This is a genomic window from Streptomyces sp. 3330 (genome assembly GCF_031456635.1).
Lineage (GTDB): Bacteria > Actinomycetota > Actinomycetes > Streptomycetales > Streptomycetaceae > Streptomyces.
In genome coordinates, this window is record NZ_JAVDVA010000007.1 from 132,791 (window position 1) to 158,822 (window position 26,032).

22 protein-coding genes are annotated in these 26,032 nt (G+C 72.8%); 14 read left to right on the top strand and 8 right to left on the bottom strand.

What is annotated here, in order from left to right; all coding sequences use genetic code 11:
- Positions 1-37: 37 nt before the first annotated feature.
- Positions 38-940, bottom strand: a complete 903-nt coding sequence (locus J2X68_RS14325) for an AraC family transcriptional regulator (protein WP_310432895.1) — start codon at positions 938-940, stop codon at positions 38-40.
- A gap of 168 nt (positions 941-1,108) precedes the next feature.
- Between J2X68_RS14325 and tkt the strand changes: the two genes are divergently transcribed.
- From tkt to J2X68_RS14365, 8 genes are read left to right on the top strand one after another with little or no spacing between them, the layout of a single operon-like run.
- On the top strand, positions 1,109-3,184 hold the full coding sequence (gene tkt / locus J2X68_RS14330; RefSeq protein ID WP_310432896.1) for a transketolase: 2,076 nt from the start codon (positions 1,109-1,111) through the stop codon (positions 3,182-3,184).
- 19 nt (positions 3,185-3,203) lie between these two features.
- Positions 3,204-4,349, top strand: a complete 1,146-nt coding sequence (gene tal / locus J2X68_RS14335) for a transaldolase (RefSeq protein WP_310432897.1) — start codon at positions 3,204-3,206, stop codon at positions 4,347-4,349.
- Positions 4,346-5,890 carry a glucose-6-phosphate dehydrogenase gene (gene zwf / locus J2X68_RS14340; RefSeq protein WP_310432898.1) on the top strand — a complete coding sequence of 515 codons (1,545 nt, stop codon included), beginning with the start codon at positions 4,346-4,348 and terminating at the stop codon, positions 5,888-5,890. Before tal ends, zwf begins: the two co-directional genes overlap by 4 nt.
- On the top strand, positions 5,887-6,822 hold the full coding sequence (opcA, locus tag J2X68_RS14345) for a glucose-6-phosphate dehydrogenase assembly protein OpcA (RefSeq protein WP_310432899.1): 936 nt from the start codon (positions 5,887-5,889) through the stop codon (positions 6,820-6,822). Before zwf ends, opcA begins: the two co-directional genes overlap by 4 nt.
- Positions 6,815-8,455, top strand: coding sequence for a glucose-6-phosphate isomerase (gene pgi / locus J2X68_RS14350; RefSeq protein WP_310432900.1), 1,641 nt, complete (start codon positions 6,815-6,817; stop codon positions 8,453-8,455). The genes opcA and pgi overlap by 8 nt, the downstream gene beginning before the upstream one ends.
- Before the next feature lie 18 nt (positions 8,456-8,473).
- On the top strand, positions 8,474-9,355 hold the full coding sequence (gene gnd, locus J2X68_RS14355) for a phosphogluconate dehydrogenase (NAD(+)-dependent, decarboxylating) (RefSeq protein ID WP_310433083.1): 882 nt from the start codon (positions 8,474-8,476) through the stop codon (positions 9,353-9,355).
- Positions 9,356-9,363: 8 nt separating this feature from the next.
- On the top strand, positions 9,364-9,957 hold the full coding sequence (locus J2X68_RS14360; RefSeq protein WP_310432901.1) for a histidine phosphatase family protein: 594 nt from the start codon (positions 9,364-9,366) through the stop codon (positions 9,955-9,957).
- A 42-nt stretch (positions 9,958-9,999) separates the two neighbouring features.
- Positions 10,000-11,442 (top strand): membrane-associated oxidoreductase, encoded by a 1,443-nt coding sequence (locus J2X68_RS14365; protein ID WP_310432902.1) that lies wholly within the window; start codon positions 10,000-10,002, stop codon positions 11,440-11,442.
- 1 nt (position 11,443) lies between these two features.
- Here J2X68_RS14365 and J2X68_RS14370 read toward each other — a convergent pair whose 3' ends face one another.
- Positions 11,444-13,234, bottom strand: a complete 1,791-nt coding sequence (locus J2X68_RS14370) for a TIM barrel protein (RefSeq protein ID WP_310432903.1) — start codon at positions 13,232-13,234, stop codon at positions 11,444-11,446.
- A gap of 110 nt (positions 13,235-13,344) precedes the next feature.
- The gene (locus J2X68_RS14375) at positions 13,345-14,241 is read right to left on the bottom strand and encodes a shikimate dehydrogenase (protein WP_310432904.1); all 897 of its coding nucleotides are present in this window, start codon (positions 14,239-14,241) and stop codon (positions 13,345-13,347) included.
- A 150-nt stretch (positions 14,242-14,391) separates the two neighbouring features.
- On the opposite strand from J2X68_RS14375, the gene J2X68_RS14380 reads away from it, so the two are divergent.
- Positions 14,392-15,063: a TetR/AcrR family transcriptional regulator gene (locus J2X68_RS14380; protein ID WP_310432905.1), complete on the top strand. Its 672-nt coding sequence runs from the start codon at positions 14,392-14,394 to the stop codon at positions 15,061-15,063.
- Between the two features lie 352 nt (positions 15,064-15,415).
- Positions 15,416-16,756, top strand: a complete 1,341-nt coding sequence (locus tag J2X68_RS14385) for an MFS transporter (RefSeq protein WP_310432906.1) — start codon at positions 15,416-15,418, stop codon at positions 16,754-16,756.
- Positions 16,757-16,930: 174 nt separating this feature from the next.
- On the opposite strand, the gene J2X68_RS14390 is transcribed toward J2X68_RS14385, so the two are convergent.
- A complete protein-coding gene (locus J2X68_RS14390) occupies positions 16,931-17,545 on the bottom strand; it encodes a TetR/AcrR family transcriptional regulator (RefSeq protein WP_310432907.1) in 615 nt (204 codons plus the stop codon).
- Positions 17,546-17,564: 19 nt separating this feature from the next.
- Here J2X68_RS14390 and J2X68_RS14395 point away from each other — a divergent pair, with 19 nt between their 5' ends.
- Complete coding sequence (locus J2X68_RS14395) at positions 17,565-18,560, top strand: NAD(P)-dependent oxidoreductase (protein WP_310432908.1); 996 nt, start codon at positions 17,565-17,567, stop codon at positions 18,558-18,560.
- 15 nt (positions 18,561-18,575) lie between these two features.
- Here the strand turns inward: J2X68_RS14395 and J2X68_RS14400 are convergent, their stop codons facing one another.
- The gene (locus J2X68_RS14400) at positions 18,576-19,025 is read right to left on the bottom strand and encodes a TIGR03618 family F420-dependent PPOX class oxidoreductase (RefSeq protein WP_310432909.1); all 450 of its coding nucleotides are present in this window, start codon (positions 19,023-19,025) and stop codon (positions 18,576-18,578) included.
- A gap of 236 nt (positions 19,026-19,261) precedes the next feature.
- Between J2X68_RS14400 and J2X68_RS14405 the strand changes: the two genes are divergently transcribed.
- From J2X68_RS14405 to J2X68_RS14415, 3 genes are read left to right on the top strand one after another with little or no spacing between them, the layout of a single operon-like run.
- Positions 19,262-19,852 carry a TetR/AcrR family transcriptional regulator gene (locus J2X68_RS14405; protein WP_310432910.1) on the top strand — a complete coding sequence of 197 codons (591 nt, stop codon included), beginning with the start codon at positions 19,262-19,264 and terminating at the stop codon, positions 19,850-19,852.
- A gap of 59 nt (positions 19,853-19,911) precedes the next feature.
- A complete protein-coding gene (locus J2X68_RS14410; protein WP_310433084.1) occupies positions 19,912-21,312 on the top strand; it encodes an MFS transporter in 1,401 nt (466 codons plus the stop codon).
- Between the two features lie 59 nt (positions 21,313-21,371).
- Positions 21,372-22,601, top strand: a complete 1,230-nt coding sequence (locus J2X68_RS14415) for a serine hydrolase domain-containing protein (protein WP_310432911.1) — start codon at positions 21,372-21,374, stop codon at positions 22,599-22,601.
- Between the two features lie 8 nt (positions 22,602-22,609).
- Here the strand turns inward: J2X68_RS14415 and J2X68_RS14420 are convergent, their stop codons facing one another.
- The 3 genes from J2X68_RS14420 to J2X68_RS14430 are packed head-to-tail and all read right to left on the bottom strand — an operon-like array spanning position 22,610 to position 26,029.
- Positions 22,610-23,827, bottom strand: coding sequence for a saccharopine dehydrogenase NADP-binding domain-containing protein (locus J2X68_RS14420; RefSeq protein WP_310432912.1), 1,218 nt, complete (start codon positions 23,825-23,827; stop codon positions 22,610-22,612).
- The gene (locus tag J2X68_RS14425) at positions 23,820-24,887 is read right to left on the bottom strand and encodes a saccharopine dehydrogenase (RefSeq protein ID WP_310432913.1); all 1,068 of its coding nucleotides are present in this window, start codon (positions 24,885-24,887) and stop codon (positions 23,820-23,822) included. The genes J2X68_RS14420 and J2X68_RS14425 overlap by 8 nt, the downstream gene beginning before the upstream one ends.
- A complete protein-coding gene (locus tag J2X68_RS14430; RefSeq protein WP_310432914.1) occupies positions 24,884-26,029 on the bottom strand; it encodes an FAD-binding oxidoreductase in 1,146 nt (381 codons plus the stop codon). The genes J2X68_RS14425 and J2X68_RS14430 overlap by 4 nt, the downstream gene beginning before the upstream one ends.
- Positions 26,030-26,032: the final 3 nt, after the last annotated feature.

A 26,032-nucleotide genomic window follows, 5' to 3' on the forward strand; every position in this document is an offset into this window, starting at 1 on the left:
CGCCCCCAGCCGTCGGCCGACGCACACCCCGGTCGCCTCAGCGCAGTTCCGCGCGGAAGGCCACCGGGGTGTTTCCCGTGTGCAGCTGGAAGAACTTGGAGAAGTTCGCGGGGTCGGGGAAGCCCACCGCCGCACCGACCCGGCCGATCGGCAGGTCCGTGTGGGCGAGGAGCCGTTTCGCCTCCAGGACGACCCGCTTGTCGATGAAGCCCTTGGGTGTCTCGCCGGTGGCGGCGCGGACCGCGCGGACGAGGGTGCGGCGGGAGTAACCGAGCGCGTCGGCGTAGGCGCTGACGCTGTGGTTGGTGGCGAAGCCCCGCTCCACGGCGTCCCGGAAGAGCGTGAACGTGGTGTCGGCGCGGCCGCGCGCCGCCTCCGCGCTGCTCGCCGCGAGATGCGCCAGCCGCAGCAGGAACGCGGTGAGGGAGTGCCGCAGCACCGCCGTGTGCAGGCTCAGGGGCAGCGTCGCGTCGGCGCCGCCGTCGTCGTACTCCCCGCGCAGATACGTCAGTGCCGCGCGCAGGCCCGCGAGCCGGCGCGCGTCCGGACGGAGCAGCGGCGGCAGGTCGTAGCGGTAGAGCCCCGCGGCCTCCACGGTGGCGCGCGGCAGAAAGCCGGGCTGCATGGTCAGGACCGTTCCGCGGTACTCGCTCGACGTCGAGAAGCGGTGGACCTGGCCGGGGCGGATCCAGAGCACGTCACCGGCCCTCGCCTCGTACTCGGCGAAGTCGATCATGTGGCGGACCGGACCGTCGTCGAAGAGCATCACCACGTGGAAGTCGATGCGGTGCACACGGTCCAGCGGCGCGTCGGTGTGCCAGGTGCGACCGGTGCCCATGGGGCCCACCTGCATGCCGACGCCGCCGACGCTGAGTTCGACGGGGAAGGGGAAGGTCCTGATGCCCTCACCGGCGCCGTCTTGGGTACTTGTGTCCACCATGTCCGTCTCGTGCCGCCCAGTTGCCGCCCCGTGGCGCTCATGTGTCGCCGCCGGGTGTCCCACATTCACCACAGGCTGACACAGGGAGACCTTCCTTCGTAAAAGTCAGACTTTTAGGTTTGAACACAACCGAGCAGATGCCCCGCTCCTATCGAGGATTTCTTGAAGATGAGCACGCAGACTCCTAACGACGTCGAATGGACCGAGCGTGACCGGCGTGCCGTCGACACCGCACGCCTTCTGGCAGCGGATGCCGTGCAGCAGGTGGGCAACGGACACCCGGGAACGGCCATGAGTCTGGCCCCGGTCGCGTACACGATCTTTCAGAAGGTGATGCGACACGACCCCGCGGACCCCGAGTGGACGGGCCGTGACCGCTTCGTGCTGTCCCCCGGCCACACCTCGCTGACCCTCTACACCCAGCTCTTCCTCTCCGGCTACGAGCTGGAGCTGGAGGACCTCAGGAACTTCCGCACGCACGGCTCGAAGACGCCCGGTCATCCCGAGTACGGGCACACCGCCGGTGTCGAGACCACCACCGGACCGCTCGGCCAGGGCGTCGCCAACGCCGTCGGCATGGCGATGGCCGCACGCTTCGAGCGCGGTCTGTTCGACCCCGACGCCCCGCAGGGCGAGTCGCCGTTCGACCACACCGTCTGGGGCATCGTCTCCGACGGCGACCTGGAGGAGGGCGTGTCGGCCGAGGCCTCCTCCCTCGCCGGCCACCAGAAGCTGGGCAACCTCGTCTTCGTCTACGACGACAACCACATCTCCATCGAGGGCGACACCGCCACCGCCTTCTCCGAGGACGTGCTGAAGCGGTACGAGGCCTACGGCTGGCACACCCAGCGCGTCGAGCCGACCGAGGACGGCGACGTGGACGTCCCCGCCCTGTACGCGGCCCTGAGGGCGGCGCAGGCCGAGACGGGGCGCCCCTCGATCATCTCGCTGCGCACGATCATCGCCTGGCCCGCGCCGAACGCCCGGAACACCGAGGCCTCCCACGGCTCGGCCCTCGGCGCGGAGGAGGTCGCCGCCACCAAGCGTCTCCTCGGCTTCGACCCGGAGCGGAGCTTCGAGGTCTCCGACGAGGTCCTCGCGCACACCCGCGCCGCCCTCGACCGGGGCGCCGAGGCCCACGCGGCCTGGGACAAGCAGCTGGAGAAGTGGCGTGGCGCCGAGCCCGCGCGCGCCCGGCTCTTCGACCGGGTCCTCGCGGGTCAGCTGCCCGACGGCTGGGAGGACGCGCTGCCGGTGTTCGAGCCCGGCAAGGCGGTCGCCACCCGTGCCGCGTCCGGCAAGGTCCTCCAGGCGCTCGGCGCGGTCATCCCCGAGCTGTGGGGCGGCTCCGCCGACCTGGCCGGTTCCAACAACACGACGATCGACAAGACGTCGTCGTTCCTGCCCGAGGGCAACCCGCTGCCCGAGGCGAGCCCGTACGGCCGCACGGTCCACTTCGGCATCCGCGAGTTCTCGATGGCCGCGGAGATGAACGGCATCGCCCTGCACGGCAACACCCGCATCTACGGCGGCACCTTCCTGGTGTTCTCCGACTACATGCGCAACGCGGTGCGGCTGTCGGCGCTGATGCAGCTGCCGGTGACGTACGTGTGGACGCACGACTCCATCGGCCTCGGCGAGGACGGCCCGACGCACCAGCCGGTCGAGCACCTGGCCTCGCTGCGCGCCATCCCGGGCCTGAACATCGTCCGCCCGGCCGACGCCAACGAGACGGCGATCGCCTGGGCCGAGATCCTGAAGCGGCACGCCACCCGGCCGGCCCCGCACGGTCTGGCCCTCACCCGTCAGGGCGTGCCGACGTACGCGCCGGACCCGGACGCGGCGAAGGGCGGTTACGTCCTGGCCGAGTCCTCGACGGCGACCCCCGAGGTCGTCCTCGTCGCCACCGGCTCCGAGGTGCACCTCGCCGTCGCCGCGCGCGAGGCGCTGGAGGCCGAGGGAATCGGCGTCCGGGTGGTGTCGATGCCGTCCGTGGAGTGGTTCGAGGAGCAGCCGCGCGAGTACCGCGACCACGTCCTGCCGCCGTCGGTGAAGGCCCGCGTCGCCGTCGAGGCGGGCATCGGCCTCACCTGGCACAGGTACGTCGGGGACGCCGGCCGCATCGTCTCCCTCGAGCACTTCGGCGCCTCCGCCGACGCCCAGACCCTGTTCGCCGCATACGGCTTCACCGCCGAGAACGTCGCCGCCGCGGCCAGGGAATCCCTTGCCGCAGCGCGTGGTTGATCCGACCGCCGGAAAGAAGATGATCGAAGTGACCGAAGCAACCGCAACCGCGGGAGCGCTGGACCGCCTGTCGAGCGAGGGCGTCTCCATCTGGCTGGACGACCTGTCGCGCAAGCGGATCGCGTCCGGCAACCTCGCCGAACTCGTCGAGACGAAGAACGTCGTCGGCGTCACCACCAACCCGTCCATCTTCCAGGCCGCGATCGGCTCCGGTGAGGGGTACGAGGAACAGCTCGCCGACCTGGCGACGCGGGGCGTCACGGTGGACGAGGCCGTGCGGATGATGACGACGGCCGACGTGCGGTCCGCAGCCGATATCCTGCATTCTGTATACACCGCGACGGACGGTCGCGACGGACGGGTCTCCATCGAGGTCGACCCCCGTCTGGCCCATCGCACGGCCGCCACGATCGCCGAGGCCAAGCAGCTCGCCTGGCTCGTCGACCGCCCCAACGTGATGATCAAGATCCCGGCCACCCGGGCCGGCCTCCCGGCGATCACCGAGGTCATCGGCCTCGGCATCAGCGTCAACGTCACGCTGATCTTCTCCCTGGAGCGCTACCGCGAGGTCATGGACGCCTATCTGGCGGGCCTGGAGAAGGCCGCCGCCATGGGCCTGGACCTGTCCACGATCCACTCGGTGGCCTCCTTCTTCGTCTCCCGCGTCGACGCCGAGATCGACAAGCGGCTGACCGTGCTCGGCACCGACGCGGCCCTCGCCCTGAAGGGACGGGCTGCCCTCGCCAACGCGCGGCTGGCCTACGAGGCGTACGAGGAGGCCTTCGCGGGCGACCGCTGGACCGCGCTCGCCGCCGCCGGGGCGAACCGGCAGCGTCCGCTGTGGGCATCCACCGGGGTGAAGGATCCTGCGTACAAGGACACGCTGTATGTGGACGATCTGGTGGCACCGGGCACGGTCAACACCATGCCCGAGGCCACGCTGAACGCCACCGCCGACCACGGTGACATCACCGGTGACACCGTCACCGGCGGCTACGCCCGGGCGCGTGCCGACCTCGCCGCCGTCGAGGAGCTCGGCATCTCCTACGACGAGGTGGTCACCCGGTTGGAGGAAGAGGGTGTCGCGAAGTTCGCGGTGGCGTGGCAGGACCTTCTGGACGCGGTCACGAAGTCGCTGATGAGCAAGGGAGTTGACGCGGAATGAGCACCAGCAGTCTCGGCGCGGCCTGGCAGAATCCCCTGAGGGACGCCCGTGACCGGCGCCTGCCCCGTATCGCGGGCCCCTCCGGCCTCGTCATCTTCGGCGTGACCGGCGACCTGTCCCGCAAGAAGCTCATGCCGGCGGTCTACGACCTCGCCAACCGCGGGCTGCTCCCGCCGGGCTTCTCCCTCGTCGGCTTCGCCCGCCGCGACTGGGAGGACCAGGACTTCGCGCAGGTCGTCCACGACGCCGTGCGCGAGCACTCCCGGACGCCGTTCCGCGAGGAGGTCTGGCAGCAGCTCGCCGAGGGCATGCGCTTCGTGCCCGGCGACTTCGACGACGACACCGCGTTCAAGCAGCTGCGGGACGCCGTCGAGGAGCTGGACTCCTCCCGCGGCACGGGCGGCAACTTCGCCTTCTATCTCTCCGTGCCGCCGAAGTTCTTCCCCAAGGTCGTCGAGCAGCTCAAGAAGCACAACCTGGCGAAGGGTCCGGCGGGATCCTGGCGGCGGGCGGTCATCGAGAAGCCGTTCGGCCACGACCTCGCCAGCGCCCAGGAGCTGAACGCGGTCGTGCACGACGTGTTCGAGCCGGACCAGGTGTTCCGCATCGACCACTACCTGGGCAAGGAGACCGTCCAGAACATCCTGGCGCTCCGCTTCGCCAACACCATGTTCGAGCCGATCTGGAACCGGTCGTACGTCGACCACGTGCAGATCACCATGGCCGAGGACATCGGCATCGGCGGCCGGGCCGGCTACTACGACGGCATCGGCGCCGCCCGCGACGTCATCCAGAACCACCTGCTCCAGCTGATGGCCCTGACCGCCATGGAGGAGCCCGCGGCCTTCGACGCGAACGCGCTGCTCACCGAGAAGCTCAAGGTGCTCAGGGCGGTGAAGCTCCCCGAGGAGCTGGGCAGGCACACCGTGCGCGGGCAGTACGCGGGCGCCTGGCAGGGCGGCCAGAAGGTGCTCGGCTACCTGGAGGAGGAGGGCATCGACCCGGCCTCCACGACGGACACGTACGCCGCCGTGAAGCTGAACGTCGACAACCGCCGCTGGGCCGGCGTGCCGTTCTACCTGCGCACCGGCAAGCGCCTCGGCCGCCGGGTCACCGAGATCGCGGTCGTCTTCCAGCGCGCGCCCCACTCCCCCTTCGACTCCACCGCGACCGAGGAGCTCGGCCAGAACGCCATCGTCATCCGCGTCCAGCCGGACGAGGGCATCACGGTGCGGTTCGGCTCCAAGGTGCCGGGCACCTCGATGGAGATCCGGGACGTCACGATGGACTTCGCCTACGGCGAGTCCTTCACGGAGTCCAGCCCCGAGGCGTACGAGCGTCTCATCCTGGACGTGCTGCTCGGCGACGCCAACCTGTTCCCCCGCCACCAGGAAGTGGAAGAGTCCTGGAAGATCCTCGACCCGATCGAGGAGTACTGGGCACGGCACGGCAAGCCCGCGCAGTACGCCTCGGGCAGCTGGGGACCCGAGGAAGCCGACGAGATGCTCGCACGAGACGGACGGAGCTGGCGCAGGCCATGAAGATCGACCTGACCGACACCACGGCAAGCAAGATCAACAAGGCGTTGGTGCGGGGTCGCCGCGCCATCGGCACACCGGCCGTGGGCATGGTCCTGACGATGGTCATCGTCACGGACGAGGAGAACGCCTACGACTCCATCAAGGCGGCCGAGGAGGCCTCGCACGAGCACCCCTCGCGCACCCTGGTCGTCATCAAGCGGCACGCCCGCAGCCCGCGCGACCGCACCAACGCCCGGCTCGACGCCGAGGTACGGGTGGGCGCCGACGCGGGCACCGGCGAGACGGTCATCCTGCGGACCTACGGCGAGGTGTCCGACCACGCCGACTCCGTCGTCCTGCCGCTGCTGCTGCCGGACGCCCCGGTCGTCGTGTGGTGGCCGGTGGACGCTCCGGTGAACCCCGCCAAGGACCCGCTGGGCGCCCTCGCGCAGCGCAGGATCACCGACATGTACGCCGTCGAGCGGCCCCTGGCGGCCCTGGAGGCGCGCGTGAAGTCCTACGCGCCCGGCGACACCGACCTCGCCTGGACCCGGCTCACCCCGTGGCGCTCGATGCTCGCGGCGGCCCTGGACCAGGCCCAGGTGCCGATCACCTCGGCAGCCGTCGAGAGCGAGGCCGACAACCCCAGCGCCGAGCTGCTCGCGCGCTGGCTGGAGGCACGGCTGAACGTCGTCGTCGACCGGGTCGTGACCGCCGGGCCCGTCGTCACCGCCGTCCGCCTCGGCACCGCGAACGGCGAGATCGCCATCGACCGCCCCGAGGGCCCGCTCGCCACGCTCACCCTGCCCGGCCAGCCCTCGCGCACCCTGGCGCTGAAGGTCCGCGCCACCTCCGAACTCATCGCCGAGGAGCTCAGGCGCCTCGACGCGGACGAGATGTACGCCGTCGCCCTGCGCGGCGAGGGCACCAAGGAGACCTCCTCCCATGTCTGACACGCCCCGACTCGACCAGCGGCCCGAGTGGACCGCGCTGAAGGAACACCGCGCCCGGTGGCAGACGGACCTGCGGGAGCTGTTCGCGGCCGACCCGGAGCGCGCCGAACGGTACGTGGTGCGCGTCGGTGACCTGCGCATCGACTACTCCAAGAACCTCGTCACCGACGAGACGCTCGCGCTGCTGCGCGAACTCGCCGCCGCCACGGACGTGTCCGGGCTGCGCGACGCCATGTTCCGCGGGGACAGGATCAACATCACCGAGGACCGCGCGGTCCTGCACACCGCGCTGCGGGCCCCCACGGGCAGCGTCGTCGAGGTCGACGGCGAGAACGTCGTCCCCCAGGTGCACGCCGTGCTCGGCAGGATGAGCGGCTTCGCCGAGCGCGTGCGCTCCGGTGAGTGGACCGGGCACACCGGCCGCCGGATCCGCAATGTCGTCAACATCGGCATCGGCGGCTCCGACCTGGGCCCCGCGATGGCCTACGAGGCACTGCGGGCCTACACGGACCGCTCGCTGACCTTCCGGTTCGTCTCCAACGTCGACGGCGCCGATCTCCACGAGGCGGTCCACGACCTGGACCCGGCCGAGACGCTGTTCATCGTCGCCTCCAAGACCTTCACCACGATCGAGACGATCACCAACGCCACCTCGGCCCGCAGCTGGCTCCTGAAGGGGCTGGACGGTGACGAGAAGGCCGTGGCGAAGCACTTCGTCGCGCTGTCCACGAACGCCGAGAAGGTCGCCGGCTTCGGCATCGACACGGCCAACATGTTCGAGTTCTGGGACTGGGTGGGCGGTCGATACTCCTTCGACTCGGCGATCGGCCTGTCGCTGATGATCGCCATCGGCCCGGGCCGCTTCCGGGAGCTGCTCGACGGGTTCAGGATCGTCGACGACCACTTCCGCACCGCGCCCGCCGAGTCCAACGCCCCGCTGATCCTGGGCCTGCTGGGCATCTGGTACGGCAACTTCTTCGACGCGCAGTCGCACGCCGTACTCCCCTACAGCCACTACCTGTCGAAGTTCACCGCCTATCTCCAGCAGCTCGACATGGAGTCCAACGGCAAGTCGGTGGACCGCGAGGGCCGGCCCGTGCGCTGGCAGACCGGCCCGGTGGTCTGGGGCACCCCGGGCACCAACGGGCAGCACGCCTACTACCAGTTGATCCACCAGGGCACGAAGCTGATCCCGGCCGACCTCATCGGCTTCGCCCGTCCGCTCGACGAGCTGAGCGGTGAACTCAAGGCGCAGCACGACCTGCTGATGGCCAACCTGTTCGCGCAGGGACAGGCCCTCGCCTTCGGCAAGACCGCCGAGGAGGTCCGGTCGGAGGGGGTGCCGGAGGAGCAGGTGGCGCACCGCACCTTCCAGGGCAACCACCCCACGACCACGATCCTCAGCCCCGAGCTCACCCCGTCGGTGCTCGGCCAGCTCATCGCCCTCTACGAGCACAAGGTGCTCGTGCAGGGCGCCGTGTGGGACATCGACTCCTTCGACCAGTGGGGCGTGGAGCTGGGCAAGGTGCTCGCCAAGCGCGTCGAACCCGCCCTCACCGAGGGCGCCGAGGTGCCCGGACTCGACCCCTCCACCGCCGCTCTCGTCGCCGCCTACCGCGAACTCAGGAAGTAGTGAACTGACATGACATCGATGCAGCTGGGTCTGATCGGCCTCGGCAAGATGGGCGGCAACATGCGCGAGCGCATCCGCCGCGCAGGCCACACCGTCATCGGCTACGACCGCAATCCCGAGGTCTCCGACGTCAGCGGTCTCGCCGAACTCGTCGACAAGCTCGAAGCGCCGCGCACCGTCTGGGTGATGGTCCCGGCCGGCCCGGCCACCCAGTCCGTCATCGACGAGCTCGGCGGCCTGCTGGAGGCCGGCGACACGGTCGTCGACGGCGGCAACTCCCGCTGGACGGACGACGAGAAGCACGCCGAGGAGCTCGGCGCCAAGGGCATCGGCTTCGTCGACGCCGGCGTCTCCGGCGGCGTCTGGGGCCTCCAGAACGGCTACGCCCTGATGGTCGGCGGCGACGCCGAGCACGTCGCCAGGGTGCAGCCGATCTTCGACGCGCTCAAGCCCGAGGGCCCCTACGGCTACGTCCACGCGGGCAAGGTCGGCGCCGGGCACTTCTCCAAGATGGTCCACAACGGCATCGAGTACGCCATGATGCAGGCGTACGCCGAGGGCTGGGAGCTCCTCGAGAAGGTGGACTCCGTGGAGAACGTGCGCGAGGTCTTCCGGTCCTGGCAGGAGGGGACCGTCATCCGGTCCTGGCTGCTCGACCTGGCCGTCAACGCCCTCGACGAGGACGTGCACCTGGACAAGCTGCGCGGTTACGCGGAGGACTCCGGCGAGGGCCGCTGGACGGTCGAGGCCGCCATCGACAACGCCGTGCCGCTGCCCGCCATCACGGCGTCGCTGTTCGCACGGTTCGCCTCCCGCCAGGACGACTCGCCGCAGATGAAGATGATCGCGGCGCTGCGCAACCAGTTCGGCGGCCACGCCGTCGAGTCGGCGAAGAAGTAGGCCCGGCCGTGGGGGATCTGCTGCTGGTCCGCCACGGGGAGACGGAGTGGAGCGTGTCGGGACAGCACACCGGCCTGACCGACCTGCCCCTCACCGAACGCGGTGAGGAACAGGCCAAGTCGCTCGCTCCGCTCCTCTCCGGCCGGGCCTTCTGCCTCGCGCTGACCAGCCCGCTGCACCGGGCGGTCCGAACCGCCGAACTCGCGGGCGTCACCGGGGCCGTTCCCGAACCCGACCTGCACGAATGGGACTACGGCGCCTACGAGGGCATCACCAGCGTCGAGATACACCGCACGCGTCCCGCCTGGGACCTGTGGACGGACGGCGTGCCGCCCGGCCCGGACGGTCGTCCCGGCGAGTCGCCCGAGGAGATCGGCCGGCGTGCCGACCGGGTGCTGTCGCGGGTGGACGCGGCACTGCAGAACCGCGGCGGTGACGCGGTGCTGGTCGCGCACGGACACTTCCTGCGCGTCCTGACCGCCCGCAGGCTGGGACTCCCGCCCGCCGAGGGCCGGTTGTTCCAGCTGGCCACGGGCACGGTCAGCCGTCTGTCGACGGAGCACGGACGGCCCGTGATCGCCGAATGGAACATCCGGCCGTAGCCGGTTGACACCGCTCGGCAAGGCCCGCCAGAGTCGCGGCTGATGGAGATCAACGATCTGACACCGGCCGAACAGCGACTCTGGCGGGCCTTCGCCACAGGTGCGACCGTGGACTTCCGGACCCGGGGCGAGGAGAACGGCCCCGAACGCGCCGTACGGGCGGCCGTGTTGCGGGCCCTGCTCCTCAACGGCCCCCGTGAACCGGGGGAGATAGCGGCTCTCAAGGTCACCGGGGCGCAGGTCACCGGACTCCTCGACCTGCGCCACGCGGTCGTCGACAGCATGATCCGTCTGGTCCGCTGCCGCTTCGACGAGGCCCCGCGACTGGTCGGAGCCCAGCTCAGCTACCTCAGTCTGCGCGACTCCGAGCTGCCCGGTCTGGACGCGTCGCACAGCCGTATCGACGGGGGGCTGCGGCTGACCGGCTGCCGGATCGCCGGCCCGGTGCACCTCAGCAGGGCGCAGATATCGGGCGCGTTGTACCTCGACGGCGCGCGGGTCACCGCGGCGGACCCCACGGAGCCCGTCCTCCAGCTCAACCAGGTCTCCATCGACGACGACCTCTGCGCGCACGGGCTGCGCACCCGGGGCCTGATCCGGCTCGACGGCGCCTCCGTCAGCGGCTCGATCGACCTGGAGGACGCCGAACTGAGCAACCCGGGCGGGCACGTGCTGAACGCGGAGTCCCTGGAGGTGGGGGCCAATCTGCTGGGCCGGCGGCTGCGCGCGCACGGCCGGATCGATCTGCGCGGCTCCCGCGTCCCCGGCCGGGTGGACCTGCTGCGGGCCTCCCTGTCCAACCCGGGCGGCACCGCGCTGCGGGCCAGCAGCTGTGTCCTGGGGGAACTGTGGCTGCGCGAGGGCCCTCCGGTCGAGGGCCGGCTCAATCTGCGGCGCGCGGAGGTGGGGCAGCTCCAGCTGGAGCCGGAGATGCTGCCCGACCAGGTGCGCCTGCTGGACCTCACCTACACCTTCCTCACCCCGCACGAGCCCGCCGAGCGGCGGCTGCCGATGCTGGAGCGCGACGACGGCGCCTTCGACCCGCACGCCTACGAGCAGCTCACGGCCGCCTACCGCCGCACCGGCGACGACCGCGCGGCCCGGGCCGTGCAGCTGGCCAAGCAGCGCCGGCATCGCGGCACCCTGCCCTGGTACGGCCGGGCGTGGGGCCACCTCCAGGACGCGGCGGTCGGCTACGGGTTCCGCCCGCTGCGCGCGGCCGTCTGGCTGCTGTCCCTGCTGGCCGTCGGTTCGATCGCCTACGCCGGGCATCATCCGCCCCCGCTCAAGGCCGGTGAGGCGCCCGGGTTCGACCCGGTCTTCTACACGCTCGACCTGCTCCTGCCCGTGATCTCCTTCGGGCAGGAGAGCGCGTTCGCGCCGAGGGGCTGGTACCAGACGCTCTCGTACGTCCTCATCGTGACCGGCTGGCTCCTGGCCACGACGGTCGTCGCCGGTGTCACCAGGACGGTCAGCCGGCAGTAGGTCAGCGGGCGGCGTGCTGGGCGGCCAGGCGCACCGGCGCGTTGACGGCGCCGTACCCCTGGTAGCCGCCGTCGCGCTGGACGAGCTCGAAGAAGACCCGGCCGACGGTGTGCGTGTAGCAGTGCCGGAAGACGCCGTGCGCGTCCCGGTCGTAGAGGATGCCGAGGTCGCGGTAGGTCTCCAGCTCGCCGTCGGCGAACGCGAAGCGGGCCGCGAGGTCGTCGTAGTAGTTCGCCCCGATGGGCAGCAGGCGACCGCCGGCCTCCGTGAAGCGGCGGGCCGCGGCGACCACGTCGTCGGTGGCCAGCGCGATGTGCCGGGCGTGCGCGGTGTCGTCGCCGGGGGCCGCGCCGACCGTGAGCGGGAGGCGGACGCCGCCGTCGGCGCTGGTGACGGCGCGGCTGCGCAGCAGCCCGTAGGGGTCGGCGACGTCGACGCTCTCCTGGGCTTCGAGGCCGAGCACACCGCGGTGGAAGAGCACCGCCTCGTCGAAGTGGTGCCAGGGCTGGGTGAGCGCCACATGGTCGATGCGGACGGCGTCCGAGGCGGCCGGGTCGTGCGGCACGTCCGCGAAGTCGGCGCGCCAGTTCGGCAGTTCGGGCCGGTCGGTCGCGCACAGGAAGAGTTCCGTGCCGTCGGGGGCGGCGACCGCGTCGAGCGGGGCGTCCCCGGCGGCGCGGCGCCGGGGCAGGACGGGGGCGAGCAGCGCCTCCGCGCGGCGGGCGGCCGCCGCCGGGTCCGGTGACTCCAGGCCGAGCGCGGTGAGGGTGGTGCCGTCGCGCCGGGCCGCCGGACCGGTGTTGACCAGGACACGGGCCTCGCCCTGCTCCCACAGCTCGACCGGTTTGCCGCGGTGGCGGGCGGTGCGGGCGAAGCCGAGGCCGGTGAGGAGGGCGGCGACCGGTTCGGCGTCGTGGGTGACCAGTTCGGCGAAGGCGACCCCGGTGGGGGCGGCCGGAGCGGGCAGCGCCCGGAGGCCGGCCTCCTCCTGCAGGATCAGCAGGGAGCGGCGGGCGTCCACCGCGGTCGGCCCGGCCTCGGCCTGGCGGAAGACGTCGTTGAAGACCTCGAGCGAGAGCGGTCCGTCGTACCCGGTGCGCAGGACGTGCCGCACCAGGCCGGCGACGTCGAAGCCGCCCTGGCCGGGGAAGCAGCGGTGGTGGCGGCTCCACTGCAGGACGTCCATGCCGAGCAGCGGGGCGTCGGCCAGCTGGAGGAAGAAGATCTTCTCGCCGGGGATGTCTTCGATGCGTTCGAGATCCTTCGGACCGGAGCTCCGGGACAGGATGTGGAAGCTGTCCAGGCAGGTGCCGAGGGCGGGATGGCCGGCCGCCTCGACGATGCGCCAGGCGTGGTCGTAGGTGCTGACGTGCCGGCCCCAGGCGAGCGCCTCGTAGGCGACGCGGATGCCGAAGTCCTGGGCCAGATCGGCGAGCTCGCTCAGCTGGGCGGCGGCGAGCGCGTCGTCGTCCGCCGCGAGCGGGGAGACGCTGGAGCAGACCAGGACGGTGTCCGCGCCGAGCCGGTCCATCAGCTCGAACTTGTGCCGGGCGCGGCGCAGGTTGCGGGCGAACTCCTCGGCCGGCACCGCCTCGATGTCCCGCATCGGCTGGTACAGATCGATGCCCAGGCCGAGGTCGGCGCAGCGGGCCCGGATCTCCTCCGGGGCGAGAGGGCTCGCGAGCAGGTCGTTCTCGAAGATCTCGACACCGTCGAAGCCGGCCCGGGCGGCGGCCGTGAGCTTCTCGGTGAGGGATCCGCTGAGGGAGACGGTGGCAATGGACGTACGCACGGTCATGCTCCTTCGAGGACTGTGCCGCGCCCCGTCGGGGGGCACGGGGCCTGACGGCATCCCGCGGCTGCGCCGGTCGCCGGCGGCCGGCCGCGGACGGCCCGCGGCCGTCATGCGGCGTGGCCCGCGGACTGTTCCGCGCCCCGGGCCATCTCCGCGAAGTCGGCCAGCATGCCGGCGCTGTCCGGCTCCCGGCCGGTGAACAGACGGAAGGCGTCGACGGCCTGGAAGACGGCCATGCCGCCCCCGTCCAGCGTGGCGCAGCCGGCCGCGCGCGCGGTGCGCAGCAGCTCGGTCTCCAGCGGGCGGTAGACGACCTCCGCGACCCACAGGCCGGGGCGCAGCAGCCGGGCCGGGAACGGCAGCCCGGGGTGGGCGGCCATCCCGGTGGGCGTGGCGTGCACGACGCCGTCGGCCGTCGCGAGCAGATCGGCCAGCCGGTCCGGTCCCGCGGCGACGGCCCGGCCGGGTCCGAAGTGCCGGTCGAGGGAACCGGCGAGATCGGCGGCCCGGTCGGCGAGCGCGTCCACGACGGTGACCCGGCCCGCCCCCAGCGTGAGGGTGGCGTGCGCGACGGCCGCGCCCGCGCCCCCGGCGCCCAGCTGCACCACCCGCTCCAGCGGCACGTCGGGCAGACCGCGTGCGAAGGAGGCGGCGAATCCGGTGACGTCGGTGTTGTGGCCGACGGCCCGGCCGTCCTCGAAGACCACGGTGTTGACCGCGCCGAGCGCCTCGGCCTGCGGGGCGAGCGCGTCGAGGTGCGGAACGACCAGCTGTTTGCACGGGTGGGTGATGTTGAGCCCGTCGAAGCCGAGGTCGCGGGCGGCGCGCACCAGGTCGCCCACCGCCTCGGGGCCGCGACCCAGCACGTCGATGTCGATGAGCCGGTACAGGTACCGCAGGCCCTGCCGGTCGGCCTCGCGCTCGTGCAGCGCCGGGCTGAGGGACGGACCGATACCGGAGCCGATCAGCCCGACGAGATACGAGTCCTTGAAGACGACGGCCACGGCGGACCTCCTGATCGGCTGGCTAATGTACGAACTGGTGAGTTAGTCATAACACCGATGCGGACCCCGAGGGAAGCCCTCTCACGTCACGGGACCGGGGCGGGCTTCTAGAATCGCGGCACTGCACCCACGCCGCCCGAAGGAACCCGGATGACCAGCGTCGACGAACCGGCACGACCCCACGGCAACGGCCGCCTGCGCGACGCCGCCCGGACCCGGGCCGAGATCCTCGACGTGGCGACGCAGGAGTTCGCCCGGGTCGGCTACGCAGGGGCCCGGGTCGACGACATCGCCGCCCGCACCAGCACCACGAAGCGGATGATCTACTACTACTTCGGCGGCAAGGAGCAGCTCTTCACCGCCGTCCTGGAACGGGCGTACGGCGTGATCCGCGAGGCCGAGCAGCAGCTCGACGTGGAGCATCTCGACCCGGTCGCGGCGATCCGCCGGCTGGCGGAGCTGACCTTCGACCACCACGAGCAGCACCCCGACTTCATCCGCCTGGTGAGCATCGAGAACATCCACGAGGCCGAGCACATCGCCGCCTCCGAGAAGCTCGGGCGGATCGGCTCCCCCGCGCTCGACGTGATCGGCCGCATCCTGGCCTCCGGGCGGGAGTCCGGGCTGTTCACGGCCGACGTGGACGCCGTGGACCTGCACGCGATGATCAGCTCGTTCTGCTTCTTCCGGGTCGCCAACCGGCACACGTTCGGCGCCCTGTTCGGCCGCGACCTGGTCGACCCGGCCCAGCGGGAGCACTACCGGGCCATGCTCGGCGACATGGTGATCGCCTATCTGACGGCGGAGCGCGCGGCGGACTGACCCCGGCGGGCCGCCGTCCCGCGGGCCGGTCCGACGCCGGCCGGGGCGCCGGTCCGGCGGCCCGGCCGTGCGGGGCGGGCCCGTCCCGCGGGCGGACGGCGCGGGCCGGTCCGACGCCGGCCCGGCGGCCGATCCCGCGGGACGACGCGGCGCCTCCACGAAAGATCCTCGGGTGCCGCCTATTGACAGCGGAGAAACATCAGCGCAACATCCGTAGCCATCCGCTACTAACTACCCAGTGGGTTAATTAGCCGGGCACGCACCCGGCGCAGCCGCCCCGCACCCCAGGGAACCGGCCCTACTCCCCTTGCCTCACTCCACGTACGTTGGAGTTCCCTCGAAGGAGCACGCCGTGTCCGTCCCCGCCGCACCTCCCGGTCAGCCGAAGAAAGCCGCCATGGCGGCCTGGATCGGCAGCGCGCTGGAGTACTACGACTTCTTCATCTACGGCAGCGCGGCAGCACTGATCTTCCCGAAGGTCTTCTTCGACGAGTCCGACCCCGCCACCGCGACCCTGCTGTCGCTGGCCACCTTCGGCGTCGCCTACGCGGCGCGGCCCGTCGGCGCGCTCTTCCTCGGACACTTCGGCGACCGTGTGGGCCGCAAGAAGATCATGGTCTTCACGCTGATCCTGATGGGCGTGTCGACGTTCCTCATCGGCTGCCTGCCCACTCGCGCGCAGGTCGGCACGCTCGCTCCCGTCCTGCTGGTGCTGTGCCGCGTCCTCCAGGGCATCTCCGCGGCCGGCGAGCAGGCCAGCGCCAACTCCATGACGCTGGAACACGCCCCGGCGGGACGCAGGGGCTTCTTCACCAGTTTCACCCTCAGCGGCACCCAGGGCGGTCAGCTCCTCGCCACGCTCGTCTTCATCCCGATCGCGGCCCTCCCCGAGGAGCAGTTGCTGTCCTGGGGCTGGCGGGTCCCGTTCTGGCTGAGCATCGCGGTCGCCGTCGTCGGCTACGTCATCCGCCGCAAGCTGGAGGAGACCCCGGCCTTCACCGCGCAGCAGGCCACCGGCGAGGTCGTCAAGCTGCCGCTTGCGGTGCTGCTGCGCGACCACTGGGCGGACGTCCTGCGGGTGGTCGCGGGGGCGCTCGTCGCCTCGGTCAGCACCATCTTCACGGTGTGGGCGCTGGCGTACGCGACCAGTGACTCGGTCGGGATGAGCCGCACGTCGATGCTGTGGGTGGGCGCGCTGGCCAACGTGGTGGCGCTGGCGGCCATCCCGGCGTGGGCCGCGCTGTCCGACCGCATCGGACGCCGTCCGGTGTACCTGATCGGCGCGGCGGGCAGCGCGGTGATGATGTCCGCCTACCTGTGGGCGATCTCCACCGGCTCCTACCCGCTGATCCTGCTGCTGGGCATCGCCGCCTTCGGCGTGGTCTACAGCGCCGCGAACGGCGTGTGGCCCTCCTTCTACGGGGAGATGTTCTCCACCCGCGTCCGTCTGTCCGGCATGGCGATCGGCACCCAGATCGGCTTCGCGGTGGCGGGCTTCGCGGTCACCTTCGCCGCGCAGATCGCGGGCCCGGACGGCGACGGCTGGTCCTCGGTGGCCCTGTTCACGGCGGCGCTGTGCGTCCCGCCGGTGATCGCGGCCCTGTCGGCCCGGGAGACGGCGAAGATCCCGACGGAGCAGCTGGGCGAGCGGGACGCCCGGAAGGCCTCGCAGCCGGAAACGGTCACCGTCTGATCCCGTCCCGACCCCCGGGGCCGCGCCCCGGGGCCCTCCGACCGCGTCCTGCTCCCGAGCCCCCGGCCGCCCTCTCGGCGCCGGGGGCTCGTCCGTGCCTGCCGCCGGGCGGGGCCGGGCGGGATCCAGGGGGCAAGGGCGGAGGCGAGGCGGGGTAGCGCACGGGGGTGCGGCTCACCCCCGGGAAGCGCCCCGCTCGACGGCGGCGTCCAGCAGGGGAGCCAGCTCGGTGGCGACCGTCGTCAGCGCCCGCACGTCCCGTTCCGCCCGGGCGATCAGGATCGCGCCCTCCAGGGCACTGATCATGACAGTGGCGAGTGATCCGGCCCGGGCCGCCGGGACGCCCAGGCCGGTCAGGGCCTCGGCCACCGGGCCGGTCCAGGTGGCGAACGCGGCGGCCGCGGCCTCCCGGGTGGCCTCGCCGGAGGCCGCGCAGTCGACGGTCGCGGCGGCGACGGGGCAGCCGGCGGCGAATCCGGACGCCGCGTACTCGTCCGTCCACTGGCGCACCATCGCGGCGAAGAGCCCGGCGGGCGTCGGCTCGCCGGCCTTCGCCGATTCGTCCAGGAACCGGGCCACCCGTCTGCCGGCGTAGCGGCCCGCCCAGCCCACGGCCTCGTTGACGAGCTGCTGCTTGCCGCCGGGAAAGTAGTGCTGGAGCGAACCCCGGGGCGCGCCCGCGTGGACGGCGACCTCCCGCATCCCGGTCGCGCCGACTCCGTCGCGCCGGATGAGCTGGGCCGCGCTGAAGACCATCCGCTCACGGGGTCCGCGTTCGGGCACCGGCATGTTCGGCCTCCTCCCGGCCATGGCACTCGCCGCATCCTATGACCGGTGTCATAGCACCCGCTACTATGACCGCTGTCATAGAGCGTGGGGAGAGGCGGCTGCCATGCGGGTCGGATTCATCGGTCTGGGCGTGATGGGCCGCCCCATGGCGCTGCGGCTGGTCCGCGCCGGGACGCCCCTGGTGGTGTGGAACCGTTCGGCGGCCCCGGCCGAGGCCCTCGGCGCGGCCGGGGCCGAGGTGGCGGCGGACCCCTCCGCGGTGTTCGCCCGCGCCGACGTCGTGATCCTCATGCTGGCCGACGAGCCCGCCGTCGACTCCGTCCTCGGCCGCGGCACCCCCGGCTTCGGCGCGCGGGTGACCGGGCGCGTGGTCGTCACCATGGGCACGACCTCGCCCGCGTACTCGCGCGCGCTGGAAGCGGACGTGCGCGCGGCGGGCGGCGGTTACGTCGAGGCGCCGGTCTCGGGCTCGCGGGTCCCGGCCGAGGAGGGCCGGCTGGTGGCGATGCTCGCGGGCGACGGGGAGGCCGTGGACACCGTACGGCCGCTGCTGGCCCCGATGTGCCACGAGACGTTCCGCTGCGGCCCGGCGCCCGGCGCGCTGCTGATGAAGCTCGCGGTGAACCTGTTCCTGATCACGCAGGTGACCGGCCTCACCGAGGCGTTCCACTTCGCGGAGCGGCAGGGACTGGACCGGCGGCTGTTCCTGGACGTCGTGGCCGCCGGCCCCCTGGCGAGCGGGGTCTCGCGGATGAAGGCCCCCAAGCTGCTGACGGGCGACCTCGCGGTGCAGGCCGCCGCGCTGGACGTCCTGAAGAACAACCGCCTCATCGCCGAGGCCGCACGCGCGTCCGGCCTGGCCTCGCCGCTCCTCGACACCTGCCACGCGCTCTTCGAGGAGACCGTGGCCCTGGGCCACGCGGGCGCGGACATGGTCGCCGTCCTGCACGCCCTGGAGGCCCGGAGCGACACCGCCACCGCCGCCCGTACCGCGGGCACCGAGCCTGTCCGCTGAGCGTCGCCGGCGTCCTCAGCCGTTCTCGGCGCCCCTGGGGATGCCGTAGGCCCGCTCCACCCGGAGGCGCAGCACCAGGCGGCGGTCGCGGACCATGGCGGCACGGTAGTCGTCCCAGTCGGGATGCTCGCCCGCGAGGTCGCGGTAGAGGCGGACGAGTTCCTCCACGGTGGCGTCGTAGGGGTCCTGCGCGACCGGCGAGAGGTCGGCGGCGCCCTCGGCGACCGTGTAGGCGCGGCGGTCGGAGGCCGTGACGTGGTACGACGCCCGGGGGTCGCGCCGCAGGTTGCGGGTCTTGGCGCGGTCGTCCGTGACCGAGATCCGGAGGAGGCCCTCGTCCGGGTAGTAGCGGTGGACGACGTTCGACACCTGGGGGCGGCCGTCGCGCTTGAGGGTGACCAGCACCCCGCCGCGGACCTCGGAGAGCAGTGCGAGCAGCGCGTTCTGCGTCGTGTCCTGAGTCATGTCGGCACAACGGACGGCGCCCCGGGCCGCATTCCCCCGTCCCTCGCTCCGCCTCGGCACCCCCGGCACCCCTCGATCCCGCGACTCCCCGGCACCCCGATCCCTCGATCCGCTCCCTCCGCCCCGATGCGCCCCGATACGCCCCGGATCGACCTCGGATCGGCCCCGGAGGGGCCTCGGATCGCCCGCGGCTCGGCGAGTAGACACTGTCTACGCTGGCCTGGTAGACAGTGTCTATGAGTGATTCCGAAAGGCCGGAACCGGATCTGCGGTCCCGTCTCGTCGACGTCGGCGTGGACCTGGTCTCCCAGGAGGGCGCCGCAGCGCTCACCCTGCGGGAGATCGCGCGCCGGGCCGGCGTCTCGCACGGCGCGCCCCGCCGCTACTTCCCCACGCACCTGGAGCTGCTGTCGGCCATCGCCCACCGCGGCTTCGCCCGGCTGGGCGCCCGGGTGACGACGGCCCTCGGCGACGGCGCCGCCGCTCCCCGCGAGCAGCTGACCGGACTGGCGCGCGTCTACCTGGAGTTCGCGTCGGACAACGCCGGCATGTACGAGCTGATGTTCCGTCACGATCTGCTGGAGAGCGGGCACCTGCGGCTGCGGGACACCAGCCTGCCGCTGTTCGGCGTCCTGGTGGACCTGGTCGGCCGGGTCCGGCCGGGCGAGGACGCCCGGTCGATCGCGGGAGCCCTGTGGGCGAACCTGCACGGCATCGCCCAGCTCTGGCGCTGGGGAAGCCTTCAACTGGCCACGGGGACGGACGACTTCGCACCGCTGCTGCGCACCACGCTGGACGCGCATCTCGGTCCGGAGGCCGGCCGGTGAAGCGTGCCCGCTCCCGCCCCTCCCCGCGCCTCACGCTGGCGTGCAGTGCGGCCGGCGCCATGGTGGTCGCCCTGGACGGAACCGTGCTGACCGTCGCCCAGCCCACCCTGCGCCGCGACCTGGGCGCCTCCTTCAGCCAGGTCCAGTGGACCACCACCGGGTATCTCGTCGCGGTGGCGGGCCTGTTGGTGTTCGCCGGGCGGCTCGGGGACCGCTGGGGGCACCGGCGCGTCTTCGCCCTGGGCATGCTCGGCTTCGGCGCCGTGTCGGCGGGCATCGCGCTGGCGCCGGACATCGGCTGGGTGATCGGGCTGCGGGTCGTGCAGGGGGTGTTCGGAGCGCTGTTGCAGCCGGCCACCCTGGGCATGCTGCGGGCCGCGTACCCGCCCGAACGGCTGCGGACCCCGATCGCCGTGCGCACCGCGTCCATCGGCGTGGCCGCGGCGGCCGGACCGGTGGTGGGCGGGGCGCTGGCCACCGCGTTCGGCTGGCGGTCCGTCTTCCTCCTCACCGTCGTGCCCACGCTGGTGTTCGGCCTGCTCGCCCTCGGCGCCGGGATCCGCCGGGGCCGGGAGGACGGACGGGACCGGGACCTTCCGCGGCCCGCCGACGCCGTCCCGCTCGACCTGCCCGGCGCCCTGCTGCTCGCCGTGGCCCTGGCCTGCCTGGTGCACGCTCTCGTCATCCTCCCCGGCGTGACCTGGTCGGCTCCGGTCGCCCTCCTCGCCGGCGCCGCCTTCGTACGGCACGAGCGCCGCACGAGTTCGCCGCTGCTGCCGCCCGAGGTCATGGGCTCCCGGGCCGTGGGCGGGGCGCTCGGCGTGCTCGTCCTCGCGTCCGCGGCCCTCAACGGCGGTCTGCTGACCTGCGTCTACGTGCTCCAGGACGACCTGGGGCTGACCCCGCTGCACAGCGCGCTGCTGAGCCTTCCGCTGGCCGTGCTGCTGGTGGCCGCCGCACCCGCCTCCGCCGTGCTGCTGCGCCGGTCCGGCGCCCGCGCCACGGTCGCCGGCGGGACGGCCCTCCTCGCCGCCGGTCTGCTCGTCCTCGCGGCGGCGGCTTCGGCGCCGGTCGCTCTCTGCGCCGGGTTCGCGCTGGTGGGCGCCGGGTTCGGCACCGTGATGGTCGCGGCGACCCATGTCGTCGTACGGCAGGCTCCCGCGGAGTCGGCGGGGGTGGCCGGCGGCCTGCAGCAGACCGCGATGAACGTCGGGCCGGTGCTGGGCGTGGCGGCGGCGACCGTGCTCATGGGCCTCGGCGCGGCACGCTCGCCCCTGGTCGCGCTGGCGTGCGTGGCCGCGGCCGCGCTACCGCTCTGCCGCGCGCTGCCGGGCGGTCCGCCCGCGGTCCCGCCCGCCCCGCCGTCCGGCACCCCGGCCGGTGGAAGCGACGCAACGCACACGGATCACGGCGCCGAAAGGGGTCCGCACAGGCGTTCCCTACGCGACCATGAGGTCTGAGGTCGTCCGGGCGGGGTAGGCCGGGACCGCACCTTGAACGAACGCACCGGAGGAAAACCATGGCACTGCTGCGGCAAGAGGTCGACCCGAGCGAGGTCGGGCTGGACGCGAAGGCGCTGGACCGGCTCGATCAGCACGTCGCCCACTTCGTCGACGAGGGGCGCCTGCCCGGGTTCCTCCTGGCCGTCTCCCGCGGCGGCCGGGTCGCCCACCTCACGACGCACGGCCACCGGGACATCGCCGCCGGGCTTCCGGTCGAGGCCGACACCCTCTACCGGATCTACTCGATGACCAAGCCGGTCACCTCCGTCGCCGCGCTGATACTGGTCGAGGAGGGCCTGCTGCGCCTCGACGACCCGGTCGCCGACCACCTCCCGGCCTTCGCGGACCAGCGGGTGTACGTGAGCGGCTCGGGCGCCGACCTCACCACCCGCCCGGTCGGGCAGCCCCTCCTGGTGAAGCATCTGATGACCCACACCGCGGGCCTGACCTTCGCCTTCTACCACTGCCACCCCGTCGACGCCCTGTACCGCGAGGCCGGTCTGGAGTCGGCGGTGCTGCCGGGCTCGGACCTGGCCGGGACGGTGGAGGCGTACGCGCGGCTGCCGCTGCAGTTCGAGCCGGGCACGCAGTGGAACTACTCGGTGGCCACCAACGTCCTGGGCCGGATCATCGAGGTCGTCTCCGGCCGGCCGCTGGACGAGTTCATCGCCGAGCGGATCTTCCGTCCGCTCGCCATGCCGGACGCCGGTTTCCAGGTCACGGACGAGCAGGCCGGCCGGCTGGCCGAGCTGTACAGCGACGCCGACAGCGGGGGGATCGAGCGGATCGCGGGCCTGCCGCTGTTCGGCCGCCCCCGGTTCCTGTCGGGCAGCGGCGGCATGGTGGCGACCGCGTACGACATCCACCGTTTCAGTGAGCTGCTGCGCCGCCGCGGCGAACTCGACGGCGTACGCCTGCTCCGGCCCGAGACGGTCGACCTGATGACCCGCAACCACCTTCCCGGCGGCGCCGACCTGCGCGCCTTCGGCAGCCGACCCGCCCACGACGAGCCCGGCAACGACGGCGTCGGCTTCGGTCTCGGGGTCTCCGTGGTGATCGACCCGAGCCGCACCCAGGCGCCCTCCGGGCTCGGCGCCTACGGCTGGAGCGGCGTCGCCACGACCACGTTCTGGGTCGACCCGGGCCGCGATCTGACCGTCCAGTTCCTGACCCAGCTGCGGCCGAGGAAGTCCCTGAAGCTCTACCCCGAACTCAAGCGGCTGGTCCACGAGGCGATCACCGGCTGACCGGCCCGTCAGCCCTCGACCCGCAACGTGAACTCAAGGCCCTGGTCGGCGAGTTCGCGAAGCCACTCCTCGGAGCGCGGCGCCGTCCCGGCCGCCCGGCTCAGCCCGGGAGGCAGGGAGCCGTCCAGGATGTGCCGGACGCCCAGGGCGAGCGGCCGCGAGACGCAGCGCGCCATCGCGCTCTCCTTCTCGTCGCCCTCCAGGTCCAGGTGGTAACTCCCGGACCAGACGGTGCCGTTGATGTCGTCCCCGGCCCGGCTGCCCGCGCCGCCCGCGTGACCCGTGCCGCCCGCGCCGCTGCCCGGCGCCCGCACGTCCAGCGACACGGCGAGCACCACGCGGTCGCGGTCGGCGTCCGTCGTGGGGTGGGCGGCCGCCAGCTCCCGGGCCAGCGCGGCGACGGCGGCGTCGTCGCCCGTCCTCAGCCGCTCGAAGACCGCGTCCCAGGCCCGCAGCCAGCCCTTCAGACGCAGGGTGCCGCGCACGAAGGTCAGCGGCTTCCAGGCCCGTGGCAGCCCGTACTGCGCGATGAAGGGAACGCTGTCGCGGTTGGGGTAGACCTCGAAGGTCTCGCCGTCGATGAGGTGCTCCCGCGTGGCCTCCCAGGGCCGGTCGACCACGGTCTCGGCGCCGTTCTCCACGTGCCGCGCGGGTGAGCGCAGGGCGTTGAGGACGCCGAGGGGCGCCCAGCTGAAGCGGTACCGGAAGTCGTCGGGCTCGGCCGGGACGCCTCCGCAGTAGGAGGTGAGGCGGTACGAGGCCGCCGTGTCGTCGCCGATCGCCCGCCGGGCGCGGGCCACCAGGCTGTGCGCGAAGAGGTGGTCGACGCCCGGGTCGAGCCCGGCCTCGGTGAGAACGACGAGCCCGGCGCCGGCGGCCGCGGGCACCTGCTCCAGCACCGCGTCGGAGACATAGCTGGAGCAGGCGAAGTGGGCCCGCCGGGTCACGCACGCCGCCAGCAGCGCCGCGTGCTCGGAGGCGGGCAGCATCGACACCACGACGTCCCCGGGCGCCAGCCGCTCGGTGAGCGCGTCGAGGGTGTAGGCGAGCGGCTCGGCCCGTCCGGTCAGCCCCAGCCGGTCGAGGGCCTCGGCCGCCCGCTGCGCCGTGCGGTGCCACAGCCGTACGCCGTCGGCGTGCTCGCACAGGGCGGCCAGGCCGCTGCCGGTGGACAGACCGGCCCCGACCCAGTGGACGGCGCCGGTCGCCGGGACGCGCTCAGGCACGGCCGGACTCCCCTTCCGTGACGCCGAGTTCGCGGGAGGCCCGGCGGAAGCGGTCCAGGCAGCGGTCCCACGGCCCGCCGCCGCCCACGCCGAAGTCCAGCAGCCGGGGCGTCAGATCCGACGAGAAGTCGACGCTGGACTCGCGCGGCAGCAGGGACGGCAGGTTGTCGATGGCGATCAGGTCGAGCGGGGGATCCTTGCGCAGCCGGCGCACGGGGTCCGTCCACTCGGTGGTGCGGTCGTACACCGGCAGGACGTTGAGGGGCGAGCCCACGTCGCAGGTGACGTCGCAGAGGGTGCGCAGCCGGCGGGCCGGGTCGTCGAGGTCCCGCTCGCGGACGAACGGCGGCACCGGGGCCGTGGCGAGGACGCAGTTGACCAGCACGTCGTGGGCCAGCAGGGCGGCACGGTCCAGGTCGCGGGTCTCCGCGAGGTCCCAGCAGGCGGGTTCGGCCCCGGCCGCGGCGAACGCGGCCCGTGCGCCCCGGCCACTGCGTCCCAGGGCGCCGGTGACGAGGGCGGAGAACTCCTCGTCACCGGCCGCCGGGCGCAGCACCTCGTCCAACTCGTCCTTGTCCGTGGGCCGCAGGGGGGCGGTCAGCCGGCCCCGGTGCTGGAGGACCGCCAGGGCCGCGCCCAGGTAGCCCGCCCAGAAGCCGAAGGCGGCGAGGCGACGGCCGTCGTCGTCGACCAGGTACTCCAGATCGAGGAGCGCCCCTCCCCCGGCGGCGAACCGGCGCAACAGGTCGGCGGCGCCCGGCTGCCGCTTGTAGGCGTGCCCGAAGAAGATGTGACGGTGCCTCAGCTCGGGCGGGCGGCCGGGGAGTTCCTTCAGGCCGAGGACGACCGCGTCGGACGGAGCGGACACCCAGGAGCCCGCGGGGACGATCCGGGCGCCGACGCCCTCGTACGCGCGCGCCGGGAAGACGCGCTGCGGGGAGTCCTCGACGGTCAGTTCCACACCTGCCTCGACGAGGCGGCGGGCGTCGTCGGGAACGACGGGGGTGCGCCGTTCGGTGGTGCGGACCTCGTGCCGCAGCCACAGGTGCAGTTCGCTCATACGCGGTTGGCCTCCGGACGCGGGGCGTCGGCCGCGAAGCGGTCGGCGCTCAGGGGGGTGACGTCCACGAAGGGTACGCGGCCCAGGCACAGGTCGCGGACGACCTCGCCGACGGCCGGTCCCTGGAGGAAACCATGGCCGGAAAAGCCTGTCGCATACAGAAAACGGGATACCGAGGACGCCTCGCCGATCAGCGCGTTGTGGTCCGGCGTGACCTCGTACAGCCCCGCCCAGCCACCCGTTCGGCGCAGGTCGAGCAGGGCGGGGGCGCGGCGCTCCATGGCCGCGGCGAGGCGGGGGATCCAGCGGTCGTGGGTGTCGGTGGCGAAGCCCGGCCGCTCGTCGGGGTCGGACATGCCGACCAGCAGCCCGGGGCCCTCGCCGTGGAAGTAGAGGCTGGTGGTGAAGTCGATGGTCATGGGGAGGTCCGGCGGCAGGCCGGGGACCGGTTCGGTGACCGCGATCTGGCGGCGCAGCGGCTGCACCGGCAGCTCCACGCCGGCCATCGCGCCGACGGCCCGGGACCAGGCGCCGGCCGCGCACACCACGGTGTCGGTGGTGACGCGGCCGAGGGTGGTCTGCACGGCGGTGATGGCGGCGCCCTGCCGTTCGATGCCGGTGACCGCGGTGTGCCGCAGGATGCGCGCCCCGTGCCGGCGGGCGGCGGCCGCGTACCCGTGGACGACGGCCTCCGGGGTGCAGTGTCCGTCGTCGGGCGAGAACGCGGCCGCGCGTAACCCGTCGGTGCGGATCAGCGGGGAGAGACGCCCCGCCTCGGCCGGGTCGATCATGCGGCTGGGCACCCCGAGCGCGTTCTGGAGGCGCACGCCCGCCTCGAAGGAGGCGACCTCCTCGGGCGTGGACAGCAGGAAGAGATAGCCGACGCGGTGCAGCCCGATGTCGTAGCCGGTCTCCTCCTCGAACCGCCCGAAGCTCTCCAGGCTGCGCGCGCCGAGCTGGATGTTCAGCTCGTCGGAGAACTGGGCGCGGACCCCGCCGGCGGCTTTCGAGGTCGAGCCCGCGCCGAGTTCGTCGCGCTCCACCAGCAGGACGTCACGGACGCCGGCGGCGGCGAGGTGGTAGGCGATGCTCGTGCCCATCACCCCGCCGCCGATGACGACTACCGAGGCATGCGTGTTCACCCG

Excerpts from the sequence above, each read along its gene's own strand:
- J2X68_RS14400 (WP_310432909.1), bottom strand. The coding sequence starts at position 19,025 with ATGACTCAGGACACGACGCAGAACGCGCTGCTCGCACTGCTCTCCGAG.
- pgi (WP_310432900.1), top strand. The coding sequence starts at position 6,815 with ATGTCTGACACGCCCCGACTCGACCAGCGGCCCGAGTGGACCGCGCTG.
- J2X68_RS14390 (WP_310432907.1), bottom strand. The coding sequence starts at position 17,545 with ATGCCGGTGCCCGAACGCGGACCCCGTGAGCGGATGGTCTTCAGCGCG.
- J2X68_RS14365 (WP_310432902.1), top strand. The coding sequence starts at position 10,000 with ATGGAGATCAACGATCTGACACCGGCCGAACAGCGACTCTGGCGGGCC.
- J2X68_RS14425 (WP_310432913.1), bottom strand. The coding sequence starts at position 24,887 with ATGAGCGAACTGCACCTGTGGCTGCGGCACGAGGTCCGCACCACCGAA.
- zwf (WP_310432898.1), top strand. The coding sequence starts at position 4,346 with ATGAGCACCAGCAGTCTCGGCGCGGCCTGGCAGAATCCCCTGAGGGAC.
- opcA (WP_310432899.1), top strand. The coding sequence starts at position 5,887 with ATGAAGATCGACCTGACCGACACCACGGCAAGCAAGATCAACAAGGCG.
- J2X68_RS14395 (WP_310432908.1), top strand. The coding sequence starts at position 17,565 with ATGGCACTCGCCGCATCCTATGACCGGTGTCATAGCACCCGCTACTAT.
- J2X68_RS14325 (WP_310432895.1), bottom strand. The coding sequence starts at position 940 with ATGGTGGACACAAGTACCCAAGACGGCGCCGGTGAGGGCATCAGGACC.
- tal (WP_310432897.1), top strand. The coding sequence starts at position 3,204 with ATGATCGAAGTGACCGAAGCAACCGCAACCGCGGGAGCGCTGGACCGC.
- J2X68_RS14410 (WP_310433084.1), top strand. The coding sequence starts at position 19,912 with ATGGTGGTCGCCCTGGACGGAACCGTGCTGACCGTCGCCCAGCCCACC.
- J2X68_RS14415 (WP_310432911.1), top strand. The coding sequence starts at position 21,372 with ATGGCACTGCTGCGGCAAGAGGTCGACCCGAGCGAGGTCGGGCTGGAC.
- tkt (WP_310432896.1), top strand. The coding sequence starts at position 1,109 with ATGAGCACGCAGACTCCTAACGACGTCGAATGGACCGAGCGTGACCGG.
- J2X68_RS14405 (WP_310432910.1), top strand. The coding sequence starts at position 19,262 with ATGAGTGATTCCGAAAGGCCGGAACCGGATCTGCGGTCCCGTCTCGTC.
- gnd (WP_310433083.1), top strand. The coding sequence starts at position 8,474 with ATGCAGCTGGGTCTGATCGGCCTCGGCAAGATGGGCGGCAACATGCGC.
- J2X68_RS14380 (WP_310432905.1), top strand. The coding sequence starts at position 14,392 with ATGACCAGCGTCGACGAACCGGCACGACCCCACGGCAACGGCCGCCTG.